The following is a 19054-nucleotide window of genomic DNA, read 5'->3' on the forward strand; positions in this document are numbered from 1 at the left end:
AATTGTGATACTATCTTATAATAATGACTAGTCGGTCATTTGTCAATATATAAGAAAGAGGTACTAGACATTGGCGAAAAAACAATTAATCATGGAAAATGCATTGGAATTGTTCGCGGAATACGGTATTGAAGCCACTTCCGTACAGCAAATCACTGAAAAATGTAATATTTCAAAAGGCGCATTTTACTTGGCATATAAATCTAAATCCGAATTAGTCATAGGTATCATGGATCATTTTCTCAGCGAGCTAATTGCAGATGTTGAACAGTCGGTCAATAACAAAAAATTGGAAGAGAACTTATTATATCAATTTTATTTCACATACTATGCCGCACTGCAGAAACACTCGCATTTTGCCCAGATTTTGATGAAAGAGCAATACATCTCATTTGATGCCGACCTCCTTCTTAACCTGACGAAATATGACAAGCATCTAAATACAATTATTTTCACGATGGTTAATACGTATTTTGATCAGACAGACAAAAGTATGTACCCGGATTTGGTATACGTGATCAAAGCATTCCTCAAAATGTATGCCGATCTCATTTTTTCTTCCAATCAGATCATTGATTTAGAGAATTTATGTAAAGCACTGGTTGAACGCACCACAGTTATTGCACAGCATGCCACGATTCATATTATTCCCACCGAATATTTTGAAATCCATCACCCTGCCGTGCAAGTTCCTTCTAAAGAGGAACTAGTTGGATTACTTGAACGCAATATGGAAGAAACAAACGATTCTGTCACACTGGAATCCTTAACGTTATTAAAAGAGGACTTGCATGCTCGCGCTCTTCCTGAGGCAGTAGTTCAAGGATTACTGAAAAATTTACGAACAGAATCTTCGTCAAAATGGACCGGCTATATTTATGAAGTATTTGTAAGAAATAATTAAAGGATTCTGTTCAAAAATGGATGAAAGAGCTGCTGATAAGTATGGTAGGAAAAAGAAAAACAATGCCAGCTGTAGCACGATGAAGTTAGTGCTACAGCCGGTTTATTTGGACTGCATTACAAGTTTCTATAGCAATGCTCGTTTCTGCTTATCGCTACCCGTGGTAATTGCAAGCAAAACTCTAGCGAAGCGGGCATTATTTTCATCCTCCCTGTAACCGGATCCCTCCACCATTAACCTGCACCCACCCGAATTTCAGCCGCTTTTGAAATAAAATTTCACCATAATAAAGTTTGCAAGGATTTGTTTAGGAGAGTGTATTCCTGAATACTAATTAACATACAGATGACCATGTGATATGTTGACCTTTTTCCAAAAAAGGCATAAGATTACCGTAAGTCTGACCATTTAGCCAAAAGTGAAACTATTTCATAAAAAGTATCACTTTTCCAATTGATACTTGACCGTCCGGATGGTATAGTAGGGTGACAGTCCGAATATTCTATTAAAGAAAAGGTGTTTATATGAGCCGAGTTTCAAGAAAGGTTGAGATTCTAAATGCCGCTTCCAAGGTTGTAAGTGAACGCGGTATATTCGAATTAACATTAGATGCCGTTGCCAAACAGGCCGGTATCAGTAAAGGCGGATTACTTTATCATTTCCCTTCCAAAGAAGCACTTGTAGAAGGAATGGTTCAGCATCTAGCTGTGAATTATCAAGAGAAAATAGAAGATAACGCAAAACAAGATCCAGAGGAAACAGGCAGATGGATCCGTTCCTATGTGGATGTTACCTTTAATCAAACCTATCAAAACAAAGATATGAACGCAGGTCTTCTTGCTGCCAAAGCCGTTAATCCAGATTTACTGGATCCCATCCGCAAGCTATATGAAGAATGGCAAGAACAGATCGAAAATGAAGGAATCGATCCAATGAAAGCTACCATTATCCGCCTCGCGACAGATGGAATCTGGTTAGCTGAACTTTTTGATATCTACCATATCGAAGAAGAAAAAAAACAAGAAATTTATAAAGTATTGCTATCATCAATTGATGAATAAGGATGAACATCTTTCCACGTACCGAAGACATGGAAAGGTGTTTTTTTTATGGATTGTGACAAAAAAATTACAAAATCATTTAAAAAATGATCGATCGCTTGCTATTAAAGCGATAAACCATGCAAAAAACTTTGCAAAACCCGCCTAAGTAAGCCTTTTCATCACAATACCAACTTGAAAGATTACCGTCCGGATGGTATAGTTTTGCTTGTGCCAAATTCGACATAAAAATTTCAAAGTCGACATATATTATCAAATAAAAAATTCTGAACGAAAAGGAGTTGTGAACATATGGCGAAGAAGATTATGCTGACAGCAGCAGTAACCGGCGCAGGAGACACAACGACAAAGAGTTCACATGTCCCTGTCACTCCGAAAGAAATTGCCGATGCAGCAATTGCCTCTGCAAAAGCAGGAGCAACAGTAGCCCATGTACATGCACGTGATCCAAAAACAGGTGGCATCAGTCACGATGTCAATCACTACCGTGAAATTGTAGATCGCATTCGCGACGCAGAAACAGATGTGATCATTAACATTACCTCTGGTGGAGGCGGCGATTTCATTCCGAGCTTGCAAACACCTGCAGCCGGTGGAGATGGTACCGATATGCAAACACCTGAGGAAAGACATCAGCCAGTTGGAGAATTACTCCCTGAAATGTGTACCCTTGATTGCGGATCGGTAAACTTCGGCAACATGATTTATATGAGCCCGACCGATTGGCTTCGTAAACAGGCTAAGCTTGTACAAGAAGCTGGTGTAAAACCTGAATTAGAATGTTTCGATACAGGACATCTTCGTTTTGCGAAACAATTAATCCAGGAAGGTCTGATTGATGATGACCCAATGTTTCAATTCTGCTTAGGAATACCTTGGGGAGCGGATGCAGATGTTGAAACAATGCTCTACATGAAAAATCGCCTTCCAGACAATGCACATTGGTCTGCTTTTGGAATTGGACGTATGCAGTTACCAATCGTGATGCAAACAGCATTGCTTGGCGGAAACGTAAGAGTAGGATTAGAAGACAATATTTATCTAAGTAAAGGTGTACTAGCTCGTAATGATCAGCTCGTTGATAAAGCGGCAAACATGCTTCATCAAAATGGCATCGAGATCATGACACCAGCTGAAGCGAGAGAGCAATATGGTTTACGAAACCCTAACGGAGGAGGCAAATAATGGCTGAAATCAAAAAAATAGCCGTCATCGGAACTGGCGTCATCGGTAATGGATGGATTGCGAGATTCCTTGCACAAGGACATGAAGTCATCGCGTTTGATCCTGCAGAAGGTGCAGAACAACGCACAAGAAAAGTAATCGATCAAGTATGGGCAGATCTTGAAAAATTAGGTACTGCTGAAAATGCATCAAAAGAACGTTTATCTTTTGTTCCTACGATTGAAGAAGCAGTAAAAGATGCCTATCTAATTCAAGAAAATGTACCAGAACGCGAACAACTGAAAAAAGACGTATTAGCATCCATTGACCAATATGCACAATCTGATGCGATTATTGGCTCAAGCACCTCAGGCATTATGCCATCTACTTTGCAAGCAGGGCTGACACATCCAGAACGTGTAATGGTAGCCCATCCGTTTAACCCTGTATATTTATTACCTCTAGTAGAATTGGTAGGCGGAAAAGAGACGAGCGAAGAAGCTTTAGAAGCAGCTAAAACTTTCTATGCATCGATCAACATGAAGCCACTAGTAATCCGCAAAGAAATCGAAGGTCATGTGGCGGACCGTTTAATGGAAGCATTGTGGCGTGAAGCGCTTCACCTGGTAAACGATGGCATCGTGACAACAGAAGAAGCAGATGCTGCTATTATTTATGGTGCCGGACTTCGCTGGGCACAAATGGGACCTTTCTTAACGTTCCACTTAGCTGGTGGGGATCAAGGAATGCGCCATATGCTCGAGCAATTCGGACCAGCACTTAAATTGCCATGGACGAAGTTAGAAGCGCCTGAATTAACAGATGAATTAAAAGAGAAAGTTATCGAAGGCTGTGAAAGTCACGCAGGCGATACTTCCATCACAGAATTAGAGCAAAAACGTAATGAGTTTTTAGTAAAATTACTAGATTTAGTGGAAGATTATTGGCCAGAGTCTAAAATTTAGTGATCGAGGGGGCTCTCCCCCTCATTACTGGAAATCCATTAGATATGAGGTGAAACCATGCCGAATAACTTCACATATAAAGACGTTGTCCGCAATGAATGGGTGGACTATAACGGTCATATGAATGACGCAGCCTATGCGAAAGTATTTAGCCTGGCAGTAGATGCATTAATTGACCATATCGGGCTGGATGAACAAGCCCGTAGGAAGTTAAGCTATTCCATTTTTACATTAGAAACACACATCTGCTACTTGCAGGAAGCACACGAAACACAAGAGATCAACGTAACCTTACAGTTATTAAACAAAGATGCAAAACGGCTTCACGTATTTTTTGAAATGTACGCGGGTGCTGATAATCAACAGCATCTCATTGCAACCAGTGAACAAATGCTGATGGGGATGGATATGGAGCAAGGAAGACCTGCACCTTTTCCAGAGACAATAGCAGAAGTTATCGACACAATATGGAACGACCATAAACATTTGGCAGCCCCTAAACAAGCAGGAAGACAAATCGGGATAAAATAAAACTTGATTCACATCGTTTTATTAATCGGCTCTTATCACCGTAACACGATAAGAGATGATGTCGGATGAAAAATAGAGGAGTATGTTTATGAATAAAATAGAAGTTAATCAGTTAACAAAAGTATTCGGTTCACATCCTCAACAAGGATTGAAACTGTTGAAAGATGGAAAACAAAAAGAACAAATATTAGAAGAAACCGGAATGACGGTAGGTGTAAGCCAATCTTCCTTCTCGGTAAAACCAGGTGAGATTTTCGTTATCATGGGTCTGTCTGGTAGTGGTAAATCAACGCTTATCCGTTTGGTAAACCGTCTGATCGAACCAACTGATGGGGAAGTATTCATCGACGGTGAAGACATTACCAAAATGGACAAAAAAACACTTACGGAAACAAGAAGACAGAAATTAGGAATGGTATTCCAGAAATTCGGTTTATTGCCACACCGTAACGTACTGCAAAACGTTGCTTACGGATTAGAGCTTCAAGGGATTTCAAAACAAGAGCGTGAAGAACGAGCGAAGCAAACACTTCAAGATGTCGGCCTTAAAGGCTATGAAGACAGTCTTCCAAGCCAGCTTAGTGGTGGTATGCAACAGCGTGTAGGTTTGGCTCGTGCTTTAACAAATGACCCCGACATCCTATTAATGGATGAAGCGTTCAGCGCATTAGACCCGATCATTCGTACCGAGATGCAAGATGAATTATTGAAACTGCAAAACAAACTAGGTAAAACCGTACTTTTCATTACACACGATTTAGACGAAGCATTGAAGCTTGGCGATCGCATCGCAATTATGAAAGATGGTCGCATTGTACAAGTTGGTACGGCGGAAGAAATCCTGGAGAACCCAGCTAATGATTATGTAACGAAATTCGTAAAAGACGTCGATCGCTCCAAAGTTCTTGAAGCATCTCACGTCATGAAAAAACCAAAAGTCCTAACAACATACAAAGACGGTCCACGTATGGCTGTCCGCAAAATGGAAGAAGCCGGTGTCTCCAGTATTTTTGTAGTAGACAAACAAGATAACTATAAAGGTATTCTTACGATCGATGACGCCATTCGCGCACATAAAGAAGGAATGACGATTGAAGAAGTACTCGTAGAAGAAGTATACACTACTGCACCAACCACTCCATTGGATGATTTAATCGGGATTGCCGCCGACACGAAGTATCCAATAGCAGTTCTTGAGGATGGCGTGTTGCTAGGTATTATTTCAAGAGTTTCTATTCTTTCTGGTCTCGTACTTGGAAAAGAAAAACCATCTGAGGAGGTGACGTCATGAATTACTTCGACTTACCGTTAGAACAATGGACGAACGATTTTGTAAATGGCTGGCTGCTTCCGGTAACCAGTGGTTTATTCGACCGTATCAGTGATTGGATTGGCGCTTTCATTGATGGTGTAACCAATCTGTTAATCTTCATCCCACCGGAAATTATCGCCATTGTATTAATCTTACTAGCATGGAAAACAGCCGGAAAAGGTGTGGCGTTATTCACACTGATTGGTACCATCTATCTAGGCTCTGTTGATTTATGGCCTGAATCCATGCAAACACTAGCGATCGTACTCGTTTCTACTATTATATCTGTAGTACTTGGTGTCCCGATCGGTATCTTAAGTGCGATGAATTCAGTAATAAATAAGATTGTTAAACCAATTTTGGATTTTATGCAGACATTGCCAATCTTTGTTTATTTAATTCCAGCTATTCTATTATTCGGACTTGGCGGCGTACCTGCCGTTATTGCAACCTTTGTCTTCGCAGCACCACCTGCTGTCAGAATGACAAACTTAGGAATTAGACAAGTACCAGAAGAAGTAGTAGAAGCATCCCGTGCTTTCGGTTCTACGCCTTCCCAGCTATTATTTAAAGTACAGCTTCCATTAGCAGTACCAACGATCATGGCTGGTGTCAACCAAACGATTATGCTTGCCCTGTCAATGGCCGTTGTTGCATCCATGATCGGTGCACCAGGTCTTGGAGACACTGTATTAACAGGTATTTCAACGGTTAACGTTGGTCTTGGCTTAACTGGTGGATTAGGAATTGTAGTTATCGCTATTATCCTTGACCGTATTACGCAAGGACTTGGAAATAAATTATAAAAAGGAGAGATTTTTAATGAAAAAACTATTATTAAGTTTAGTAGCTCTTACCATGGTATTCGTAATGGCTGCCTGTGGATCATCAGACGAAGGTACATCAGGTAGTGACAATGAAGCAGCAGCAGGTGACAAAACCATTACATTAGGTGTAACACCTTGGACAAGTACAGTACCTCCTACAAAAATTGCGAAATTAATTTTTGAAGATATGGGATATACTGTTGAAGAAACAAGTGCTGACGCAGGTAGTGTATATGTAGGCTTATCACGTGGCGATATTGATGTATTTATGGATGCTTGGCTTCCCGTTCACCAAACATACCTTGATGAATACAGTGATTCCATTGAAGAAACAGCAACAAGCTATGCTCCAGCAGATGCAGGATTAGTTGTACCAACTTATATGGAAGATATCAACAAAGTTTCTGACTTAAAAGGCAAAGAAGATATGTTTGATAACACCCTTTATTCGATTGAAAAAGGTGCTAGTGTAACAGGCGTCCTAAACGATGCTATTGATCAATATGGTTTAGATTTAGAGCAAGTTAACTCATCTGAAGGTGGAATGCTTGCACAGGCAATGAAGCTTATGCAGCAAGAAGAACCAGTACTTTTCTACGGCTGGAGGCCACACACGATGTTCAACAAACTTGACATCAAAATTTTAGAAGATGATCAGAATGTACTTGATACAGCATCTGTACACGTCGTTACGAATAAAGAATTAAAAGATTCTGCACCAGATGCATATGAGTTCTTAAGCAACTGGAGCATTCCAATCGATGATGTAGAAGCAATGATTAAGAAAATTGAAGATGATGGTGAAGATCCAGAAGAAGTAGCACAAGAGTGGATCGACAATAATCAAGATAAAGTAAACGAAATGTTAGGGAAGTAAGAATGATGCATGCTGTACTGGTTACTACTAGTACAGCATTTGCTTTAACTATAATGAAGGAATTGAGGGGATAACATGCAACAAATTATTGTGGATAGAGAAGTACCGTGTGAACTAAGAGATGGTGTCAAGCTTTACGCTAACTTTTATCGTCCAAGTGATGAAGGTACTTATCCAGTACTTTTATGTCGTTTACCATATAATAAAAACCTTCCTGATTTTTCACATCGATATGTGGACCCATTCCGAATAGCGATGAGTGGCTACATTGTAATTATTCAAGATGTGAGAGGACGCTTCGCATCCGAAGGCGAGTTCCGACCTTTTGCACAAGAAGTTGAAGACGGTTACGATGTGGTGGAATGGGCAGCTGCATTGCCACATTCCAATGGAAAAGTAGGGATGTTTGGTTTGTCTTATTACGGCTTCACCCAAATATACGGCACGCTGGAACAGCCTCCATCCTTAAAAGCTATTTTCCCTGCCATGACAGGCAATGTTACGGGTGATGCCTTTAACCAAAACGGTGTATTCCAATTTGCTTCTTCCGAAACGTGGATACTCGATTCGGTAGCAATGGACTTTTTAAAACGAAAACAATCAGAAGAACAATATGCCGAAACGGTTAAAGAAATCGTCCACGACCTTAATCATATTGAAGAATGGTATAATTACAAACCAATCCAAGAATGGCCACCTGTCATGAAACACCCGGAATTACGTGACCTTTTCCAAAAGTACATTAACAATCAATTACTAGATGAAGTAAGGGATAATCCCTATAATCATGAGCAAGCATTAAACATGCCCGCCTTTCATCTAGCTGGCTGGTATGATAACTTCTTAAATCAGACAATCTTAAATTACGAGGAAATGAGCAAGCTCAATGACAATCAGAAACTGATCATCGGCCCTTGGGCTCATGGAATGTTCCATTCTGATATTGGTGAGCGTTCCTTCGGTATCTACAGCTCCGGCTATGCTATCAATGGAATAGAAGACATCACCTCCTTGCACATTAAATGGTTTGATCGTTGGTTGAAGGATCAAGAATCGTCAATATTAGATACTGAAGATCCTGTTTACATTTTTACAATGGGTACAAATACTTGGCGATCTGAGTCCGCTTGGCCAATTCCGGATACACAATATACTCCGTTCTATTTGCATAGTGATGGAGAAGCACACCATACATCCGGCAGTTTATCAACAGAAATTCCAGGTGAAGAAAAAGTTGATGCGTTTGTCTACGATCCGCACAACCCCGTGCCAACAAATGGCGGCGGCGTATTATTCTATAACGGAAAAAATGCAGGTCCACGTGACCAATCAGTGATAGAAGAGCGTGATGACGTGCTCATTTATACGTCTGAACCAATGAAAGAACCGTTAGAAGTGACGGGCTGGATCAAAGCAAATATCTGGGCGTCATCCGATGCACCAGATACAGATTTCACTGTGAAGTTAGTCGATGTTGCTCCTGATGGTAAAGCCTATAATCTAGCAGACGGCATCGTCAGAGCTAAGTGGCGTAATGGATCAGAGGAAGCTGCACCACTAGCAGGAGAAATTGTCGAATACGAACTTGACCTTTGGGCTACCAGTAACGTCTTTTTACCCGGACATGCGATACGAATCGAAGTATCCTCCAGTAATTATCCGTGGTATGACGTCAATCCGAATACCGGCGAGACCATTATGACGACTGATAAAATGGTAACAGCCGATCAAGTGATCTACCATGACAGCGAGCATCCATCTTCGATCACGCTGCCAGTGATTCCGAAATCAGAGTAAGCATGAGAAAACCGGGCTTTGAACAGCCCGGTTTCTTTAATCAATTAAGAAAGCACAAAAGTGCAGTCACAGCAGTGATCATATGGAATATGAAGTGGAGTTCCTATAATATGGATTATGTCAACTAACAGCTTAGTGGCTATTTTGAAATATTATGTGTGGTATGATACCGCTCCGTCCAACCACTCCGCGTCCTGCGGGGCACGGCTGGAGCTAACTTTGTGAAGAAGGTCGCTTCACAAAGTGGATCTCCAGCACCTGCATAATCCCGCGGGAGTCTATGTGGTTGGCCTACGCTATGGCTTTGCTCTACAACTAATAATACAGCTAGTATTTTGAGCGGTATCCTTTAGTGTCTATACCTCATCTTTAATATGGATAATGCCTAGAACTGCTGCTTTTCACTGTTACATACGTTGTAGCACTTCCATAAAGCGTAGGAAATAGGCGGAGACTCCCGTGGAATCAGCGCGAGCTGAAGATCCACTTATGAAAGAAAAGAATTTTCTTTCATAAGTTAGCTGAAGCCGTGCCCACAGGACGCGGAGCCTATTTCCGGAGCTTTGATAAGCAGATGAAAACTATCATAATTAACTCCATGTCAGACAGTTCCGGTTTACATAATCCATATTATAGGAAGTTGTTTATTAATGAAGTCAATTAGGACCGGGTGGTTTATGCCCGTTTTTCTTATGTAACTCTATAAGTAACTTAATCCTTAAATACGGTTGCATTCTATGCTATTTTTCATTTGCAGCTATTACATTAGTAATGTTCAATAAATTTGTTCCATTTAATTGGAAAGGTGACGAATGTAATTCGTATTTACATACGCAGGTATAGGAAAAACTCGGCACTCGCTAGAGGTGAAACGAATGCCGAGTTTTTCAAATTTACTTTTTCCATAGTATAAATAAAAGAATTAGCATTACAATATCTAATCGAGCATCAAACAAGAATTGAAAGAAGCCGGTTTCCAGGATAGGCACTTTCGTGAGAAAGAAAGCTGCCACCATAATAATAAATAATGGAATCGCCGCTTGTCTGACATAATAATTAAAAAGGATTAATCCACCACAGATTAATTCTGTCAATCCGACTAGCAGGACGACTAACTCTGGATATGGGAGTCCAAAACCGGCAAATGTACCGGTAAAGTCTGAAATTACAAGTTTCATTATCGCAGAAGCAATGAAGACATAGCCAACAGCATATCGAATTAATTGATGGGCAGTCACATGGTTGGGCATAATAACACCCCTCCTTCGATTAAGTTACTTCTAATGTATGCAGACAAGCAGAGGGACTATGCTAGTTATTCGAATTTTAATCAGGAATCAGAATTGAAGCAGTTTTGCCTGAACTGGATATTAATGTGACAAACGATAAAATTTGGTCTATAATTAACAGTATTTGAACTGTACAATTTTTCTAAATATAGGAAGAAAGCACGTTTAGAGGGGGAGTAATGTTGGATTCAGTTTGGCTCGAGTATGGTTGGACATTATTAGTTTTAATAGGACTTGAAGGACTTTTATCAGCAGACAATGCACTTGTGTTGGCAGTGATCGCGAAGCATTTGCCAGATGATCAGAAAAAGAAGGCGATTAATTACGGGATCATCATGGCGTTCGTCTTTCGATTTGGGGCATTATTTGCTATATCCTTTATCGCAAACGTTTGGCAAGTGCAGGCAATTGGTGCTGCTTACCTGATTTATCTTGGGTTGAAGCACATTATACCCGCTGGAAAAGGCGTGGAGGAAGAAGCAGAGAAAGTAGATAAGCCTGGACAAGCCTTTTGGCCGACAGTGCTAAAAATTGGTGTAGCGGACCTGGCTTTTGCAATAGATTCCATTCTTGCTGCAGTAGCGTTGGCGTTAGCATTACCAGCTTCCGGTTTACCAGACTTTGGTGGTATGGATGCAGCTAAGTTTATCGTTGTTTTATTAGCAGGTGTTTCTGGACTTATCTTAATCAAATTCGCTGCAACATGGTTTGTGAAACTATTAGATGCACGACCTGGTTTAGAAACAACGGCATATACGATCGTTGCCTGGGTTGGAATCAAACTGGCAGTCATTACGCTGTCACATCCATCGGTAGGTGTACTAGACGCACACTTCCCACATAGCACCTTGTGGACCGTTATATTCTGGGGAGTTCTACTAGCAATTGCTGTAGGTGGCTGGTTCTTATCAGATAACCACTCCTCGAAGAAGATGAAGGCGTAAAAGGAAAAATTATTAAGATAGATCATCTTCAAACACAAATCAATACTGGTGAAGACACTAAATATTTTGCAATCAAAGACATAATAAAAGTAAGGATTGTTTAAAATCCTGCAATCGGGTATAATATAAATAGAAAGTCATATCATAATAAAAACCGCAGACGCTACAACGTTTACGGTTACAATAGACCGAACCCCGATAAGAGGGGCGGCGCTAAATAGAGTAAATAACCCCTACACGCTTGCCGGCATATGAGGGGTTATTTTTTATCATTTTTATTGGACATGATAACGCAACTAACATCCCAAAAGAGATCATTAGTGACAAAAACGAAATCATTATTGTCAAAACGTTTTCTATATCCATGAGCGTCACCTCCCTTCTTGAACTAATCAAAGAAGGTAATACCGGTGCGTCACCCCTCATATGAAGCCGATCTATTGTTGTATCTATTATAGCATATATGTAAGTTTAATAGACTTGTTCGACATTATTTGTGATTTATATTCATTCTGATAGTCATTATTCATTGTAGAAATATCTCTATCACACTAAGAAAAAGTAAACTTAATTCAATAAAATCATACAATTTGTTGGTACATCTAATACATCTAATAAAGGATTAGCAACTAGATCATCAAATACATCCTTCGGCATTACAAAAACCTCATTAAATTCCATCCCTTTTTTTAGCTTTTCTTGCTCGTCATTTTCTAAATGTGAAAGAGGTAATTCTTTCATATTGGTACCGGCTATTTTCATAGAACGATCTATTATTCCACCCTGAATGGTAATAGCTTCAATGACCAGTGAAGCATGCTGTAAATAAGTACTATCATTCACCAAAGTATCTAACCGTAACGGGATGAGGTGGGAGCTGATTAATAGGTTAGGTAAAATGCTATAAATTTACAACTGTTTGGCCATCCTCAAATGATTCAGTCGTGATGGAGACGTTCTCGATGAATGAGTCAGAGCTTGGAGAGTATTGTCGTAAGAAAGGTCTCTATCGGGAACAGATTGAGGCTTGGAAAGATTCCTGCCTTCAAGCGAATGGACAAGCATTGGATCAATCCAAGCAGTTAAGTGGTGTATTGAAGGGAGAGCAATTTTAGGGGGTACATTTATCTGATCTTGAAAAGGTTTATACCATGCACCACCCATTATATGGCTGTAAGATGGAGCATTCATATAATCTTGTTTGACTTTCTCGGCTTCCTCGATCGGGTCATGATCGAAAGTTTCTATTTTTCGTTTTAGGTTTAATCCTTCCACTTGCGAACCGATTTCAAAAACTCGGTAATAACGTAGAAAAGTAATCTTTTTTCTTCTTATGTCTCTTCATCTTCCACCTCTAAACATTTCCCAAAAACAACGATTTGACTTTTTTACCTTTCTTTAATTTTCCGCCAGCTTCTTTTATTTGTTTAAAGATCGCATACTCTCCACCACCCAGGAGTAACGTATTAATCCCTCTGTATGCCTTTTGTGTTTTCCAATTGACTGCAATACCGCTTTTGAATGCCTCTTTTATTTACTTATCTCACAAGCAAAAAGCAGTGGTGAACGATCACACCACTGCTTTTCTTTATTCCTCTAGAAAGAATTTATGGAATTCTTCTAACAGATATTCCATTGTAATGGGGTCACTATACGTAATGGCCTTTGTGTTCAATTCAAGTACCTGACCATTTTCGACTGCCGGGATGTTGTTCCAAGTTTCCGTTTCGAAGAAAGAATTGTCCCCATCAGGGTTCTTACTTAAGACCACATAGTCTCCTGCAAACTCTGGAAGAACTTCAAGTGATAACGTATAATACCCTTCAGCCAACGCTTTTTCTTTTACCTTCTCAGGCATACCTAATCCCATTGTCTGGTAAAGTAACTCCGTACCACGTGCCCAGTTGTCGCCGAATACATACAGCTGTTTTGCATCATTTTCGAAAACAGAAACAGTTGCATCTTCACCAATATTAGCTTTGATTTCTTCTCCAGCCTCTTTCGCACGTGTTTCGAAATCCTCTGCCCAGTCTTTTGCTTCCTGTTCTTTGTTAATAATTTTACCTACTTCTACCTGCTGTTCTAAGTAATTTAAGCTGCCCCAGGTAGAAACAATAGTTGGTGCAATTTCTTTCATCTTATCAATGTTTTTCATCCAGGAACCAACGATTATTAAATCTGGCTCTAATTCGATGATTTTCTCTAAATTTTCGTCTGATACGACTTCAATACCGTCCAGTTTGCCTTCCATTAATGGATTATTATATGTCCATTCATCCACACCAACAACATTTCCATCTAATGCAAGTACATTCGGTCCATTAGCTAACGCAACAATACGTTGTGGATTAGAAGGTATTTCAATAGGACCGTCCTCTGATTCATATGTGATCGTTTCCGATGAAGCTTCTTCTGCTTGCTCCTCGTTAGTATTCTCTCCAGAATCGGATTCAGATGCTGATGCATCATCTGTGCTTGATGAATCCTCCGTGTTGCCACAAGCCGCTAATAAAAGTGCTGTTACAAATAAAAATGTTAAAAGTACTTTTTTCAAGCTATTCCCTCTCCTTTTTATGTACTGGCCAACTGCCTAATTATTATATTGATAACAATTATCATTATCACTTATAGTACGGTGATTGATAATGATTGTCAATACTTTTCAATAAAGATTTTTTGATTTCAAGATTTTAAAGAATAGGCTTAACCCACATCAAATTGAAGTATATGATAAAGGCACCTGTAATTCAACTTCATCTTCATTATCATAGGGCGATGCAGGAAGTTGCCTAGTTTCTGGGCCTCCGCGTGAACTTGGACGATAACTTAAACTTTTATGCTTTCCTACCGCAAAAATACCTGCTACTGTTTAAGTGCAGGTATTTCACATTCTAATGTGTTGGCTAGAATTATATATATCCAGAAAGAACCGGGAAAAGTTACGACAAAAAGCAGTCTAATTGCAAAAGAAGATATTCCAGTAAATGAAGCAATACCACCACAAACACCGTGTAAAGAAGTATCAGTCGCCGACCTCTTTAACTTCAATAGAGCCCACTCCCACTAATTGATAAATATTCCTGTTATTAGTATATCATATGGTCAACGAAAGACATCGCCTTTTTTTGCTCTCTGCGCTGTTGTCTCAACAATATGATGGATGATCTTCTCCTTTTTTCTCCATCTCATGACAAGCTTGGATGGATCCATACCATATTCAGCAATAATATCCTTGAGTTGATAAATATCTAACGTTTCCAATCGCGTTTGTAACTGGTCTTCCCCTTCCTCCAGCACTATCACCGGATTAAAAAGAGCAGGTGCGCGCTTTCTCCTTTTCTTAGCTGCGGGCTTGGTCGGGAACAGCTTTTCCAGTTTCTTTGCAAATGCCTGATTGTCCTTCGCTTCCTGGACGATCACTTGAAATAAATCCTCCAATTTCTTGTCTATACTCATGCCTCATACCTCGCAAGAATTTCGCGAGCCAGCAGACAAAACTGATCATACTGCCCCTGATAGCCCCATTTCTGTCTTAACGTTGCAAAATAATGATATTCTGCCGCACTGGCTATTTGATTGTTTTCAGGAAAAATCGTATCAAATAATCGAGCATCCTTCTCCCGTTTCAGTTGTTGAATCGTTTGTTTATGCATGGTGGATTGATGTCTGAATTTGGTTATCACGATGCCAAGCGGTTCAATTTCTTCTCCAATGGTCTCTGAAAAAGAACGGATTCTGGAAATGATTTGTGGGATACCATATGTAGAGAGCACATCAGGAATGGTGGGGATCAAATAGCCATCAGCAATTCTCAGCCCATTTAATGTAATGATACCGAGGTTAGGTGGGCAATCGATTAAAATATAATCATATTGATCCATGATGGGACGGATCGCCTTTTTTAATACATCTACCGGGTTATCACTGTAAAACGGACCTTTTGGGACATTTGCCAGTTCATCCTGTGTATCGATTAAATCTAAGCTCGACGGCAACAAGGACAACGATGTTACCTCTTTCACATTGGAAGCATGCTGCTGCACCGTTTTCTCCAGATTAAACCTGTTTTCCTCCGGTTCGATCGCATCTTGAAATAAGCGAGCTAATGTATATTCCTGCTCATTCAGTTCTTGCCATTTCTCCTCGCCAATTAGCATGGTGGTTGCATTTGTCTGTGGATCCAGATCAATCACCAGTACCCGCTTTTGATAGGTAGCCGATAAAACCTCTGCTAAGCCAACCGTTGTCGTCGTCTTCGCAACACCACCTTTTAAATTGATCGTAGCAATCACTGTAGACATAACGAATTCCCCCTTAACGATGAAATGAACTTTTATTCCTATATACACGTTATCGAATGGATCAGGAAAAAAGCACTAAATCTTTCCGTCAAAAACGAGCAAAATTCTACAGCTTTCCTAACGTGCAAAAAAAGGCTCCGCTCATAAAGAAACGGAACCTTTTCGGGGGTTTAACTTTTTATTTGTTCATCTTCGTCAGGAAATCACCTAACAGATCGCCGAGGCCTTCTTCTTCCTCTTCCTTTGCTTCTGATTCTTTCTCCTGATTGGATTGACGATTTTGGTCTAATGCTTTGTTCCAGTCAATCGTATCAAAGTCATCGAGCGAGTCCTGTTTCTGATCACTCGATTCTGCGTTGACAACCTGTTCCAGATCATCTGGTTCAGCTTGCATATCCTCCTGTAAATACAAAGCTTCATCAATATCTGTTGCACTGCTGCTTAATGAAGTGAGCAGTGATGTTGCTCGTCGGGGATCATTTAACAGATGATACAGGATACTGCCTAACAACGCTTCGGAATGTTCATGCTTTATCCAATTACGCTGTGCCTTTGTCAGACGTTTTGGCAGTGGTACCGTAACAGTTTCCTGTTGAACAGAGCTGGCTTCATTTACACCCTTTAGGACAAACTCTGCCATCTTACTCGAAAAATTACGGCGCTCTTCTTTCTTCAAGCGTTGTAATTCCTTTAGGACATATTCCGGTGTGTCGCTAGGAATACGAAACGAAATCGTTTGTCCTCTATTAATTTGGTAATTATTCTTCATATGATCACCTTATGATTGTTGCGGTTGTGATTCTTTCTTCTCTTTCCGCGTATCTTCTGTTTTAATTAAATACTCCATAACCAGTTTATAATAAGCATTCGCCATCATCCAGATACTTTCTTTTTCATCTTCAAAGAATTCAATGTTATAGCCGTCCAGGTTGTTGTTTAAAGTCTTTATATATTCTTTGAGGACATTAGAACCACCGCCAACGAAATAACAAATTTCTGATTGGGAGTTCTTTTGCCATACATTACGTAACAGGCGATACTGCTTCTTCGCTAATTCCAGCAATAGTCTATCTGTCGTATCATGTACGCTCGTTCGGCTGCCTTTAACCATGATGTGATTTCGATCATTCTTTCTCGTAATAATGTCTACTACATCACGACGGCTGTCTAATTCTACACCGTGTTTCGTAAAGATTTCTTCACGAATCGTCTCAAGAGATTCAGATACTCCAAGGTTAAAGCCTTGTGCTTTATCATCATCGACAGTACGATTGCGGATAACGGCTATATCTGTGGAAAGGCCACCGATATCTTGAATCAGGATTTGCTTATCGATTAGTTTTTTGTTGATAATTTTCAAATCCTTGTCCATTACAAGGTTAATGAATGCAGCGAAGCCTTCCGGATAGACTTTTGCTTCATCAAAGCGAATGTTGATTTTCTTACCTTGATGCTGTGGCGTTACCAGGAATTCCACTTGGTGAACGGATCCCATCAGCTTAGAACGATAACCAGCATCCTTGCCTTCCTTCACTTCACGTAGAGGTAAACCTGTCCCTAGCGTATAATTGGCATCAATTACTTGATTGGAGCTTGAAGTATACGCTTTTGCTGCATCTAACGCAATTGTTGATAACAGCATGACCAACGTTTGATCCTCTTCTGATTTGCTGCTGCCAGGATCTAGCTCAGTAGAATTGCTAGCTTTCGTTGCTAGATTCCCTACCCGGTAAATAGCGTTGTTCTCTTTCAGTGCTGGTGAATGTATACGAATATGTAACCCATCTGCAGGATCTTTCTCATCTAAATCTTCTATTCCAATAACAGGACGGTCTTCCGTATCTCTTGCGATGATATTAGGAAGATGAACCTCTCTTTCCATTTCTCCAAAAATTGCCTTAACAGAATCATTACCTACGTCTATCGCTGCTAATCTTGTTTGACTCATTCTTTATCCTTCCTTTCATGAAGTTCTATTAAAACGTCATACTTCAAAGGATATGGGATTATTCGCTTTTCATCAATGCCTTCAGCTAAAAAGAAAGACAACCGTAATCTTTTTGAAAAAACAAAATTTGTATACAAAAAAGGCTTACACGTTTACAAACCTATGTACAAGCCTTTCGGACGTTTTGTGTACATGTTTGTATACGTGCAAGCTTATTTGTGTATAGCGTAAACGACAATGTTTGCAAGAAAACTGAAATGCAAACGTCATTAAATTGTGACTGTTTTTTAATAATCCTGGCAATAATTTCATCTGTGAATTGCTGCACTGCTTAGTAATTCCCAATTTTTTAAAGTGTTGCTAGCGAAACTTATCAGGAAATTATCGTCCTTTATCCCCCGCTTAGCTTCTTATTTATCAGTCAAGAAAGTATAAAAGTGCGGTAACAGCAGTAATCATATGGAACATGAATTTTAGTTCCTATAATATGGATTATGTCAACTAAGCATTACTAGCCAAGTATCCATATTGAGATTTTTTATGTGCTTGAATACCGCTCCGTCCAACCACTTCGCGTCCTGCGGGGCACGGCTGAAGCTAACTTTGTGAAGAAGGGCACTTCACAAAGTGGATCTTCAGCGCCTGCCTGTCCCGCGGGAGTCTACGTGGTTGGCCTACGCTATGGCTTTGCTCTACAACTAATAATACAGCTAATATTTTGATCGGTATCCTTTAGTGTCTATACCTCATCTTTAATATGGATAATGCCTAGCACTGCTGCTTTTCACTGTTACATAAGTTGTAGCACTTCCCTCAAGCGTAGGAAATAGGCGGAGACTCCCGTGGAAACAGCGCGAGCTGAAGATCCACTTATGAAAGAAAAGAATTTTCTTTCATAAGTTAGCTGAAGCCGTGCCCACAGGACGCGGAGCCTATTTCCGGAGCTTTGCTAAGCAGATGAAAACTATCATAATTGACTCCATGTCAGACAGTTCCATTTGACATAATCCATATTATAGGAAGTTGTTTATTAATGAAGTCAATTAGGACCGGGTGGTGTATGCCCGGTTTTTCTTATCTCTCGAATCTTGAAGCGGGTGGTATTACGCCTGATAACAGTAACAAAAATCCCCC

Annotated in this window: 20 protein-coding genes; 11 read left to right on the forward strand and 9 right to left on the reverse strand. The window is 40.0% G+C overall.

The features are described from left to right. Positions 1-70 precede the first annotated feature (70 nt). The 9 genes from MUN87_RS11525 to MUN87_RS11565 all read left to right on the forward strand — a co-directional run bounded on the left by MUN87_RS11525 (position 71) and on the right by MUN87_RS11565 (position 9438). Positions 71-904, forward strand: coding sequence for a TetR/AcrR family transcriptional regulator (locus MUN87_RS11525; RefSeq protein WP_244740250.1), 834 nt, complete (start codon positions 71-73; stop codon positions 902-904). A 524-nt stretch (positions 905-1428) separates the two neighbouring features. Further along, on the forward strand, positions 1429-1965 hold the full coding sequence (locus MUN87_RS11530; protein WP_244740251.1) for a TetR/AcrR family transcriptional regulator: 537 nt from the start codon (positions 1429-1431) through the stop codon (positions 1963-1965). A gap of 291 nt (positions 1966-2256) precedes the next feature. Then, complete coding sequence (locus tag MUN87_RS11535) at positions 2257-3150, forward strand: beta-keto acid cleavage family enzyme (RefSeq protein ID WP_244740253.1); 894 nt, start codon at positions 2257-2259, stop codon at positions 3148-3150. Next, positions 3150-4094: an L-carnitine dehydrogenase gene (locus tag MUN87_RS11540; RefSeq protein ID WP_244740255.1), complete on the forward strand. Its 945-nt coding sequence runs from the start codon at positions 3150-3152 to the stop codon at positions 4092-4094. Before MUN87_RS11535 ends, MUN87_RS11540 begins: the two co-directional genes overlap by 1 nt. Before the next feature lie 57 nt (positions 4095-4151). After that, complete coding sequence (locus MUN87_RS11545; protein ID WP_244740257.1) at positions 4152-4625, forward strand: thioesterase family protein; 474 nt, start codon at positions 4152-4154, stop codon at positions 4623-4625. Between the two features lie 88 nt (positions 4626-4713). Then, a complete protein-coding gene (locus tag MUN87_RS11550) occupies positions 4714-5916 on the forward strand; it encodes a quaternary amine ABC transporter ATP-binding protein (RefSeq protein WP_244740259.1) in 1203 nt (400 codons plus the stop codon). Continuing rightward, entirely contained in the window at positions 5913-6743 is an 831-nt protein-coding gene (locus MUN87_RS11555; RefSeq protein ID WP_244740261.1) for an ABC transporter permease, read from the forward strand. The genes MUN87_RS11550 and MUN87_RS11555 overlap by 4 nt, the downstream gene beginning before the upstream one ends. 16 nt (positions 6744-6759) lie before the next feature. Continuing rightward, positions 6760-7641, forward strand: a complete 882-nt coding sequence (locus MUN87_RS11560) for a glycine betaine ABC transporter substrate-binding protein (protein ID WP_244740262.1) — start codon at positions 6760-6762, stop codon at positions 7639-7641. A 75-nt stretch (positions 7642-7716) separates the two neighbouring features. Next, a complete protein-coding gene (locus MUN87_RS11565; protein ID WP_244740264.1) occupies positions 7717-9438 on the forward strand; it encodes a CocE/NonD family hydrolase in 1722 nt (573 codons plus the stop codon). A gap of 893 nt (positions 9439-10331) precedes the next feature. Here the strand turns inward: MUN87_RS11565 and MUN87_RS11570 are convergent. Further along, on the reverse strand, positions 10332-10688 hold the full coding sequence (locus MUN87_RS11570; RefSeq protein WP_244740266.1) for a DoxX family protein: 357 nt from the start codon (positions 10686-10688) through the stop codon (positions 10332-10334). Positions 10689-10909: 221 nt separating this feature from the next. On the opposite strand from MUN87_RS11570, the gene MUN87_RS11575 reads away from it, so the two are divergent. Then, positions 10910-11671 carry a TerC family protein gene (locus tag MUN87_RS11575; protein WP_244747960.1) on the forward strand — a complete coding sequence of 254 codons (762 nt, stop codon included), beginning with the start codon at positions 10910-10912 and terminating at the stop codon, positions 11669-11671. Between the two features lie 567 nt (positions 11672-12238). Here MUN87_RS11575 and MUN87_RS11580 read toward each other — a convergent pair. Next, on the reverse strand, positions 12239-12514 hold the full coding sequence (locus MUN87_RS11580) for a hypothetical protein (protein WP_244740268.1): 276 nt from the start codon (positions 12512-12514) through the stop codon (positions 12239-12241). Positions 12515-12633: 119 nt separating this feature from the next. Here MUN87_RS11580 and MUN87_RS11585 point away from each other — a divergent pair, with 119 nt between their 5' ends. Next, complete coding sequence (locus MUN87_RS11585) at positions 12634-12786, forward strand: hypothetical protein (protein WP_244740270.1); 153 nt, start codon at positions 12634-12636, stop codon at positions 12784-12786. 239 nt (positions 12787-13025) lie between these two features. On the opposite strand, the gene MUN87_RS22435 is transcribed toward MUN87_RS11585, so the two are convergent. The 7 genes from MUN87_RS22435 to MUN87_RS11620 all read right to left on the reverse strand — a co-directional run bounded on the left by MUN87_RS22435 (position 13026) and on the right by MUN87_RS11620 (position 17920). Beyond that, positions 13026-13205: an ArdC-like ssDNA-binding domain-containing protein gene (locus tag MUN87_RS22435; protein ID WP_369414027.1), complete on the reverse strand. Its 180-nt coding sequence runs from the start codon at positions 13203-13205 to the stop codon at positions 13026-13028. A gap of 54 nt (positions 13206-13259) precedes the next feature. Further along, a complete protein-coding gene (locus tag MUN87_RS11595) occupies positions 13260-14225 on the reverse strand; it encodes an iron-hydroxamate ABC transporter substrate-binding protein (RefSeq protein WP_244740271.1) in 966 nt (321 codons plus the stop codon). A gap of 308 nt (positions 14226-14533) precedes the next feature. Next, the gene (locus tag MUN87_RS11600) at positions 14534-14719 is read right to left on the reverse strand and encodes a PspC domain-containing protein (protein ID WP_244740273.1); all 186 of its coding nucleotides are present in this window, start codon (positions 14717-14719) and stop codon (positions 14534-14536) included. Positions 14720-14773: 54 nt separating this feature from the next. Continuing rightward, positions 14774-15127 carry a hypothetical protein gene (locus MUN87_RS11605; protein ID WP_244740275.1) on the reverse strand — a complete coding sequence of 118 codons (354 nt, stop codon included), beginning with the start codon at positions 15125-15127 and terminating at the stop codon, positions 14774-14776. After that, positions 15124-15972, reverse strand: a complete 849-nt coding sequence (locus MUN87_RS11610; RefSeq protein ID WP_244740277.1) for a ParA family protein — start codon at positions 15970-15972, stop codon at positions 15124-15126. The genes MUN87_RS11605 and MUN87_RS11610 overlap by 4 nt, the downstream gene beginning before the upstream one ends. Positions 15973-16150: 178 nt before the next feature. Next, positions 16151-16741, reverse strand: coding sequence for a hypothetical protein (locus MUN87_RS11615; RefSeq protein WP_244740278.1), 591 nt, complete (start codon positions 16739-16741; stop codon positions 16151-16153). A gap of 9 nt (positions 16742-16750) precedes the next feature. Next, positions 16751-17920, reverse strand: coding sequence for a ParM/StbA family protein (locus tag MUN87_RS11620; protein ID WP_244740280.1), 1170 nt, complete (start codon positions 17918-17920; stop codon positions 16751-16753). Positions 17921-19054: the final 1134 nt, after the last annotated feature.

Source organism: Gracilibacillus salinarum, assembly GCF_022919575.1.
Taxonomy (GTDB): Bacteria; Bacillota; Bacilli; order Bacillales; family Amphibacillaceae; genus Gracilibacillus; species Gracilibacillus salinarum.